6 protein-coding genes and 1 pseudogene are annotated in these 7,361 nt (G+C 58.5%); 4 read left to right on the forward strand and 3 right to left on the reverse strand.

All coding sequences use genetic code 11. The features are described from left to right. Nucleotides 1-41: 41 nt before the first annotated feature. Complete coding sequence (locus tag DW943_RS09275; protein ID WP_117805939.1) at nt 42-2,282, forward strand: DNA gyrase subunit A; 2,241 nt, start codon at nt 42-44, stop codon at nt 2,280-2,282. A gap of 99 nt (nt 2,283-2,381) precedes the next feature. Here DW943_RS09275 and DW943_RS09280 read toward each other — a convergent pair whose 3' ends face one another. From DW943_RS09280 to DW943_RS09290, 3 genes are all read right to left on the reverse strand, one after another. Beyond that, complete coding sequence (locus tag DW943_RS09280) at nt 2,382-3,671, reverse strand: ATP-binding protein (protein ID WP_117583295.1); 1,290 nt, start codon at nt 3,669-3,671, stop codon at nt 2,382-2,384. A gap of 180 nt (nt 3,672-3,851) precedes the next feature. Further along, nucleotides 3,852-4,382 (reverse strand): flavodoxin family protein, encoded by a 531-nt coding sequence (locus tag DW943_RS09285; protein WP_117862855.1) that lies wholly within the window; start codon nt 4,380-4,382, stop codon nt 3,852-3,854. Nucleotides 4,383-4,589: 207 nt separating this feature from the next. Continuing rightward, entirely contained in the window at nt 4,590-5,141 is a 552-nt protein-coding gene (locus DW943_RS09290; RefSeq protein WP_117862856.1) for a TetR/AcrR family transcriptional regulator, read from the reverse strand. A gap of 92 nt (nt 5,142-5,233) precedes the next feature. On the opposite strand from DW943_RS09290, the gene DW943_RS09295 reads away from it, so the two are divergent. From DW943_RS09295 to DW943_RS09305, 3 genes and pseudogenes are all read left to right on the forward strand, one after another. Continuing rightward, nucleotides 5,234-6,250 (forward strand): NAD-dependent protein deacetylase, encoded by a 1,017-nt coding sequence (locus tag DW943_RS09295; protein ID WP_117862859.1) that lies wholly within the window; start codon nt 5,234-5,236, stop codon nt 6,248-6,250. 3 nt (nt 6,251-6,253) lie between these two features. Then, nucleotides 6,254-6,952, forward strand: coding sequence for a hypothetical protein (locus DW943_RS09300; protein ID WP_117786441.1), 699 nt, complete (start codon nt 6,254-6,256; stop codon nt 6,950-6,952). Further along, nucleotides 6,940-7,361 (forward strand): annotated as a pseudogene (locus DW943_RS09305) (hypothetical protein); the annotation flags it as partial. The gene DW943_RS09300 and the pseudogene DW943_RS09305, both read left to right, overlap by 13 nt.

Below are 7,361 nucleotides of genomic sequence, written 5' to 3' on the forward strand. Positions count from 1 at the left end.
AAATCGATAACGACGGCCCATAAGAAGTTCAAGAGGAAATCGTGGCAAAGAAGAAGACGAAGAACCAGCCAAAGAAAAAGCAGGTCAACGCCGAGAACGTCATCGGCCTGCACTCCGAGGTCACCGACCAGCCGATCACGCAGACGCTCGAGGTCAACTACATGCCCTACGCCATGAGCGTCAACGTCTCGCGCGCATTCCCCGAGATCGACGGCTTTAAGCCCTCGCACCGCAAGCTGCTCTACACTATGTACAAGATGGGCCTGCTCAAGGGCGAGCGCCAAAAGAGCGCCAACATCGTGGGTCAGACCATGAAGCTCAACCCGCACGGCGATGCCGCGATCTACGAAACGATGGTGCGCCTGGCGACGGGCAACGAAGCGCTGCTTGCCCCCTTCGTGGAGTCGAAGGGCAACTTTGGCAAGTACTATTCGGGCGACCTGAGCTACGCCGCCTCGCGTTACACCGAGGCCAAGCTCTCCCCCATCAGCGCCGAGATCTTCAAGGACATCGACAAGGACCCGGTCGACTTCGTCGACAGCTACGACGGCGCCATGAAGGAGCCGCGCCTGCTGCCCACCACGTTCCCCAACATCCTTGTCTCGGCCAATAAGGGCATCGGCGTCGCCATGGCGTCCGACATCTGCGGTTTCAACCTCAACGAGGTCTGCACCGCCACGATGCACTACCTGCAGGATCCCGACTGCGACCTGCTCGAGTACATGCCCATGCCCGACTTCTCGACCGGCGGCGAGATTATCTACCGCCGCGAGGAGATGGAGAAGATCGTCGAGACCGGCCTGGGCAGCTTCCAGATTCGCTCCCGCTGGCGCTGGATTCCCGAAGAGCGCATCATCGAGGTCTACGAGATCCCCTACACCACCAAGACCGATGTCATCATCGAGCGCATCGTCAAGCTCTCCAAGGAGGGCAAGGTCAAGGAGATCGCAGACATCCGCGATGAAACCGACCTTTCGGGTCTGCGTATCGCCATCGACCTTAAGCGCGGTGTCGACCCCGACAAGCTCATGGCCAAGCTCTATCGCTCGACCACGCTGCAGGATTCGTTCTCGTGCAACTTCAACGTGCTCGTCGACGGCTATCCCCGTGTTATGGGCGTGCGCCAGATTCTGCACGAGTGGGTCAAGTGGCGTATTGAGTCCACGCGTCGCCGCATTAACTTTGACCTGGGCAAAAAGTCCGAGCGCCTGCACCTGCTGCACGGCCTTGAGGCAATTCTGCTCGACATCGACAAGGCCATCGCCATCATCCGCGGCACTAAGCTCGAGGCAGAGGTTGTACCCAACCTTATGAAGGGTTTCGACATCGACGAGACCCAGGCCGAGTTTGTCGCCGAGCTCAAGCTCCGCAACATCAACGAGGAGTACATCCTCAACCGCACCAAGGACATCGCCAAGCTCGAGGGTGAGATCGCCGAACTCGAGGAGATCCTCTCGAGCGAGGACAACATCAAGAAGGTCATCAGCGACGAGCTGGCCGCGGTCAACAAGAAGTACGTGATGCCGCGCCGCACGGGCAGGATCGAGCCCCATGAGGTTATCGAGGTAAGCCTGGAGCCCGAGGTCGAGGAGTACCCGGTTACCATCATGCTTTCGCGCGATGGCTACCTCAAGAAGATGACGGACCGCGTGCTCAAGAAGGCGACCACGCTCAAGTACAAGGACGGCGACAAACCCTTTATCGAGTTCCCGTCCTCCAACACGCACGAGCTCCTGGTCTTTACCAACAAGAGCCAGGTGTACAAGTGCAAGGTCGCGGCGTTTGAGGATACCAAGTCGGCCCAGCTGGGCTCGTACCTTCCGACCGATCTCGAGATGGAACCCGACGAGAGCGTCATCTGGGTCATCGACCCCGAGGACTACAAGGCCGACGTGCTGTTCGTCTTTGAGAACGGCCGCGTGGTGCGTGTCGCGCTTTCTGGATACGTTACCAAGACCAACCGCAAGCGCCTTAAGAACGCCATCTACGGCGGCAGCAAGCTGCTGTATGCGCAGGTGCTCAAGGAGGACCGCGACCTCGCGCTGGTCTCGAGCGACTACCGCCTGATGAACTTCAACACGTCGCTGCTCAAGACCAAGACGACCACCAACACGCAGGGCGTCCAGGCCTTTACGGCCAAGAAGGGCCGCTCGGTCACCACCGTCGGCACGACCGAGGAGATCCTCGGCGCCGGCGTCTCGGCCGAAAAGTTCACCGCGCAGAGCCTGCCCTCCGCCGGCGCCCTCATGAAGGAAAACGACATGCCGAGCCTGTTTGACTAAAACAACGGCGACCAAACCGTCATGGTTGTACAAAGCAGCGGGGCCCGGAGCGCAGTAAACGCTGCGCCCTGGGCCCCATGCATTACACCAGCATCATCCCTATAGACAAAATGCCGCATAAAGTGGAACAGACATAAGCCCATCATTCATTCCAAAGGGCTTAGTCGATAGCCTGATAAGGCGTACGCCCGGATGGGTCTTTTTAAGTGAGGACAGGCTTCGAGATCTTGTGTTCTCTCCCGCCTTGACTTCAATCGCAGACAAGCATCCCTGCTTCTCTACTACAAAGTCGATTTCCGCACGATTATCTCGCGCCCAATAATGCAGCGGATAGCCCATGGCTGAAAGCTGTTGGGCGACGTAGTTTTCGGTAAGTGCACCCATGAATGTGCCGCCGATGCCGGCAAGAATATCGGCGCGTTGAGCACCGGCCTTGGAGACGAGCAGCCCTGTATCCGCCTGATAGATTTTAAAAGCAGAAGGGTTAACGAAGGCCTCTAAAGGGCTTTCGATCTGCCCGACTAGGCTGCAGCGCGCCACCGTACCCGACAATACAAGCCAGTCGAGAGCATCTCCAAAGAGAGACGCATTGCCCCCCGCTCGCACTACCTTGTATTGAAATTTGCGATTCTCTTTGGCAAGCTGCTGTGGAATGGAATCGAAGCACGCACGCGTCTTTGCGCTCAAGCGTTCATCAGCATATTTATTGGTGTCGGCGGAATATCCGTCGAGAATAATCCGATGCTTTTCGGCCACATCAATGATTGACTGATCATCGATATACGTTTGGACCGCCTCGGGCATTCCGCCAACAACAAGATACTGTCGATAGAGCCTAAGCGCCTTTTCATGAAGGCTTGGCGCAAGAGGACCCATTAACTCGAATGACGAGCGTATCTCATCGACCAGCTGATCGTGCCCCATTGCCCAGAGAAACTCCTCGAAATCGAGTGGAGTCATCTCGATCAAGTCGGTCTTTCCGACGGGGAACGAATACGACTGATGGTTAATGGCAACCCCAAGAAGCGACCCGGCAGCCGCAACGTAATACTCGGGAGCATCTTCGCAAAAGTATTTAAGGGAAGTGAGCGCTTCCTCGCATGCCTGGATCTCGTCAATGAACAGTAAGGTTTTGCCAGGCACGATACGCTGTCCCGTACGAGCCTCGATCGCGCGCACAATCGAATGAGGGTCAAGACCGCCCGAAAAATCCGCTCGCGCCGACCGGTCGTTCTCAAGATTAACGTAGACAACCGATTCGAAAAGATCCTGGGCGTACGTTCTGAGCAAATAGGTCTTGCCACACTGGCGCACGCCTTTGACCAGCAAAGGTTTTCTATCAGCTCTGTCTCGCCATTCCCTAAGGAGCTCGTCTGCCTTGCGACGCATACGCAACCTTCCCTCATGAACTTCTATTTGACAATATTTTAACGCGGATTAATTTGTTTTCAGTTATTTTTCTGCGTTTAAAAAATGTTCTATATGGCACTTGAGGGAATACACCCCTATCTCTTGGTAAGGATAGCAAGCATTTCCACCAACGCTGATTGCCATGCGTTCTTCTTGTCCTTAGGCGAGCTTGCGAGCGAGCTCGCGCACCTCTTTCAACTTGGGCGAGGATGCCATGCTGTCGCGCTCGGTCATACCGCTGATGGTGACAATGCCCTGGTCCGCCCACTTGCAGTAAGCGCAGGTTGACTTGTACATGGCGATCGCCGCGTCATAGACGCCCTGGCTGTGGCTATCGAGCAGAAGGGCCGTCTTGGTGAACGGGAATCCCGTGGCACCGAAAGCGTACAGACGGTCGATGGCGGCCTTTTCCTGCGCGGTGATATCGAACCAGTAGATAGGCGAAGCAAAGACGACCATATCTGCATCTTTCAGCGATTCGATCACGTTGGCCATGTCATCCTTCTGCACGCAGACGCCCCCATGGGCGAAGCAGTACTGGCATCCCAAGCAGCCGGCGATCTTCTTGCTGGCAACGCGAACGACCTCAACCGTATTACCGCCCTCACGCGCGGTCTCGGCAAACGCCTCGACCATGGTGTCGGTATTGGCGCCCTTACGCGGGCTGCCGCTCAATACAACGATTTTCATAGGATTCCCTCTCCTTCATGCTGCAGGCGCGCGGCATGTTTTTTGTAACCAAAACGAATGGAGTTAATCAATCGCCAGCAGACCATATCTCTTGTTCAAGTTCCCTAAAGAAGCTCAAAACGATTGCGATTGCCTCATACAACATCGAAAACCAAAGAGGGGCCATAGCAACGTCGCCTGCCTGAAATGGCCTGCGGTCAAAATCAACTACAGGGGATCGTGACGAGCCGATACCGCCCGCATGCCCCCTTCGGAATAGGCGCTGAGCAGCTCCTGAGCGTGGGCAAACTCGGGCCCTCGCCTCCAACCGAGCAGGCGGTTGACCGCGAGATTTCCCTGGACGTTGTGGACGAAGAGCAGATAGGCGTCCTCGCGCGAAAGCCCAGTCTCCTCCATGATCGAGGGAACCATCTGCTCGGCGCCGCGCTCGACGACGCGCTGTGCCACCCGGGCGTACGCGTCGTCATCCGAGTAGAGCAGATAATAGTCATCGTTTGCCGGCGGACGCTGGCAGAGGGCACCCGCCTCCGTTCCCTCGAGCGGCGGCACCGCCGCCAAGGCCTCGTCGATAAGCGCGTCGAGCAGGGCGAACTTGTCCTCGTAGTGCAGATAGAACGTGCCACGGTTGATATCGGCGCGGCGGCAGATATCCGCTACCGTCATCTTCGCGAAGCCGACCTCGGCCAGCAGCGCGAAGAACGCCTCCCGTATGACCAAGAGTGTATAGCGTCGGCGACGATCGATCTTCCCCGCTTCCATTACCCCTCCAATTGTAACGCTCGACAATGCCCGGCAAACGCTCGTTTATCGACAGCAGGCCGAAGCTGTTCATTGCTCTTAAGCAAATCGACATGGATACTTTTTATAGACACCTGTTTATAATAGCTGAAAGAAGGTATCCAGTGACCCTGTACGAGCAGCTCGTTATCGAGCTCACCAACCAATCGTTTTCCCTTCAGGCCGCCTACCGCAGCGGCGGCACGCCCTATGAGCTGAGTGACCGCGAGCCCGAGCCCTACGACCAGCAAATCAGGGACTTCGCCCGCATGATCGAGGAAGCCGATTGCGTGCTGGTGGGCGGGGCCTCTGGGCTCTCCGCGGCGGGCGGCGGCGACTTCTATTACGAGGACAACGCAACCTATCGCAGGCATTTCGGCAAATTCGCCGAGCGCTACGGTTTCAAGGGCGCTTTCGAGGGGTCGTTCTACCGCTGGCCCACCGCCGAGGCGCGCTGGGGATACCTCGCCACCTTCCTCGACACCACGCTCAACGCCCCGCTGCGCAAGCCCTACAGGGACCTCGACACCATTATCGCCGAGAAGGATTTCTTCGTGCTCACCACCAACCAGGACACGCAGTTTGTGAAGCTCTATCCCTGGGAGAAAGTGGCAGAGATCCAAGGCGACCACCGCTTCTTTCAGTGCTCCCACTGTTGCACCGACGAGGTGTGGAACGCGGTCGAGCCGGTCTCCCACATGGTAGAGGCCATGGGAGACGGTCTGGAGGTTCCGACAGAGCTCGTGCCGCGCTGCCCGCACTGCGGGGCAGAGGCGTTCCCCTGGGTTCGCGGCTACGGCAACTTCCTGCAGGGCGAACTCTACGAGGAGCAGTACCGCAAGGTGTCCGACTGGCTCGACGCGCACGCACGGCAGAGGATCCTCTTCCTCGAGCTGGGTGTGGGCCGCATGACGCCCGCGTTTATCCAGGAGCCGTTCTGGGCCCTCACGGCGCAGTTACCGCAGGCCAGCTACATCGCCGTAAACAACAAGACGCAGTTTCTCCCCCGCGCGATCGAGGATCGGGGGCTCGCCGTTCGCGCCGACATCGCCGACGTGCTCGCCGACGTGCGCAAGACGCTGGGGAGGTAGCGCATGGAGACGGCGAAAGCAGTTCGCATAGGCAGGGCGCTAGCCGAAGCGGATCTTGTCATCATCGGCGCTAGCAACGGACTCGACATGGCGGAGGGGCTCAACCTTTTCTGCGCCGATGCTCATTTCCAAGAGGCGTACGGGGACCTCGCCCAGGCAGACGGCATCGGCTGCATACTGCAGGGGCTCGCTTCCCCGGATGCCAGCGTGCGACGCCGATGGGCCGAGCGGTTCCATCAAAAGGAGTATCTCGAATATGAGCCCGGCTCGCTCATGAACGGGCTGCGGCGTCTTACGGAGCACGCCGACACCTTCGTGGTCACATGCAACATCGACGGGCACTTCGCGCGCGCCGGGTTCGACGAGGAGCGCGTGCTCGAGACGGAGGGGAGCATACGCACGTCGATCGACGAGCGGCGTCTCGCCCATCCAGACGCCCTCGCCACGGCCCAGCTCGAGGAGCTCGAGCGCCTTGTGCAAGCCCATCGCAACGGCAGGGTCGCCATCCTCGAACTTGGCGTGGGACTGCGCAACGGCATCATAAAGCACATGCTCGCCCAGATCGCGAACGTCTGCGAGCACGCCACCTACATCGTGTTCAACTACAGCCAGGCTATGGCGCCCGATGCATCGTGCGAGACGATTCTCGTTGACGGCGATATGGCCCCGGCTTTCGAGGAGATCGCCCGATGCCACCCCTAGAAAGAGAAGCGCGTAGGCTTCGAAGCCTTATCGACGATGCCGACGCCATCATCGTCGGCATCGGCTCGGGCATGTCGAGCGCCGCCGGGTTCAACCATTACAACCGCGCGGGCATGGCGCGCGCAGGAATGGCGGACTGGCAGCAAGCCTTTGGCTTCAAGAGCCTTTTCGACGGCTTCTACCACCTCTACCCCAGCCTCGAGCAGCAATGGGCCTACTACGCGCGATATATCGATTTCATGCTGCGCGAGCCGACCTCGCAGCCCTATCTCGACCTACGGTCCCTCATCGGCCATAAGGACTACTTCATCCTGAGCACCAATGTAGACACCCAAGTCGAGAAGACGTTTCCCGACGAGAGAACCTGTAACTATCAGGGAAGCTTCGCGCACCTTCAGTGCAAGCAGCC

The sequence above is a fragment of the Collinsella sp. AM44-11 genome (genome assembly GCF_003467145.1).
Classification (GTDB): Bacteria; Actinomycetota; Coriobacteriia; order Coriobacteriales; family Coriobacteriaceae; genus Collinsella.

Coding starts and splice junctions, on each gene's coding strand:
- DW943_RS09280 (WP_117583295.1), bottom strand. CDS start 3,671: ATGCGTCGCAAGGCAGACGAGCTCCTTAGGGAATGGCGAGACAGAGCT.
- DW943_RS09285 (WP_117862855.1), bottom strand. CDS start 4,382: ATGAAAATCGTTGTATTGAGCGGCAGCCCGCGTAAGGGCGCCAATACC.
- DW943_RS09290 (WP_117862856.1), bottom strand. CDS start 5,141: ATGGAAGCGGGGAAGATCGATCGTCGCCGACGCTATACACTCTTGGTC.
- DW943_RS09295 (WP_117862859.1), top strand. CDS start 5,234: ATGGATACTTTTTATAGACACCTGTTTATAATAGCTGAAAGAAGGTAT.
- DW943_RS09300 (WP_117786441.1), top strand. CDS start 6,254: ATGGAGACGGCGAAAGCAGTTCGCATAGGCAGGGCGCTAGCCGAAGCG.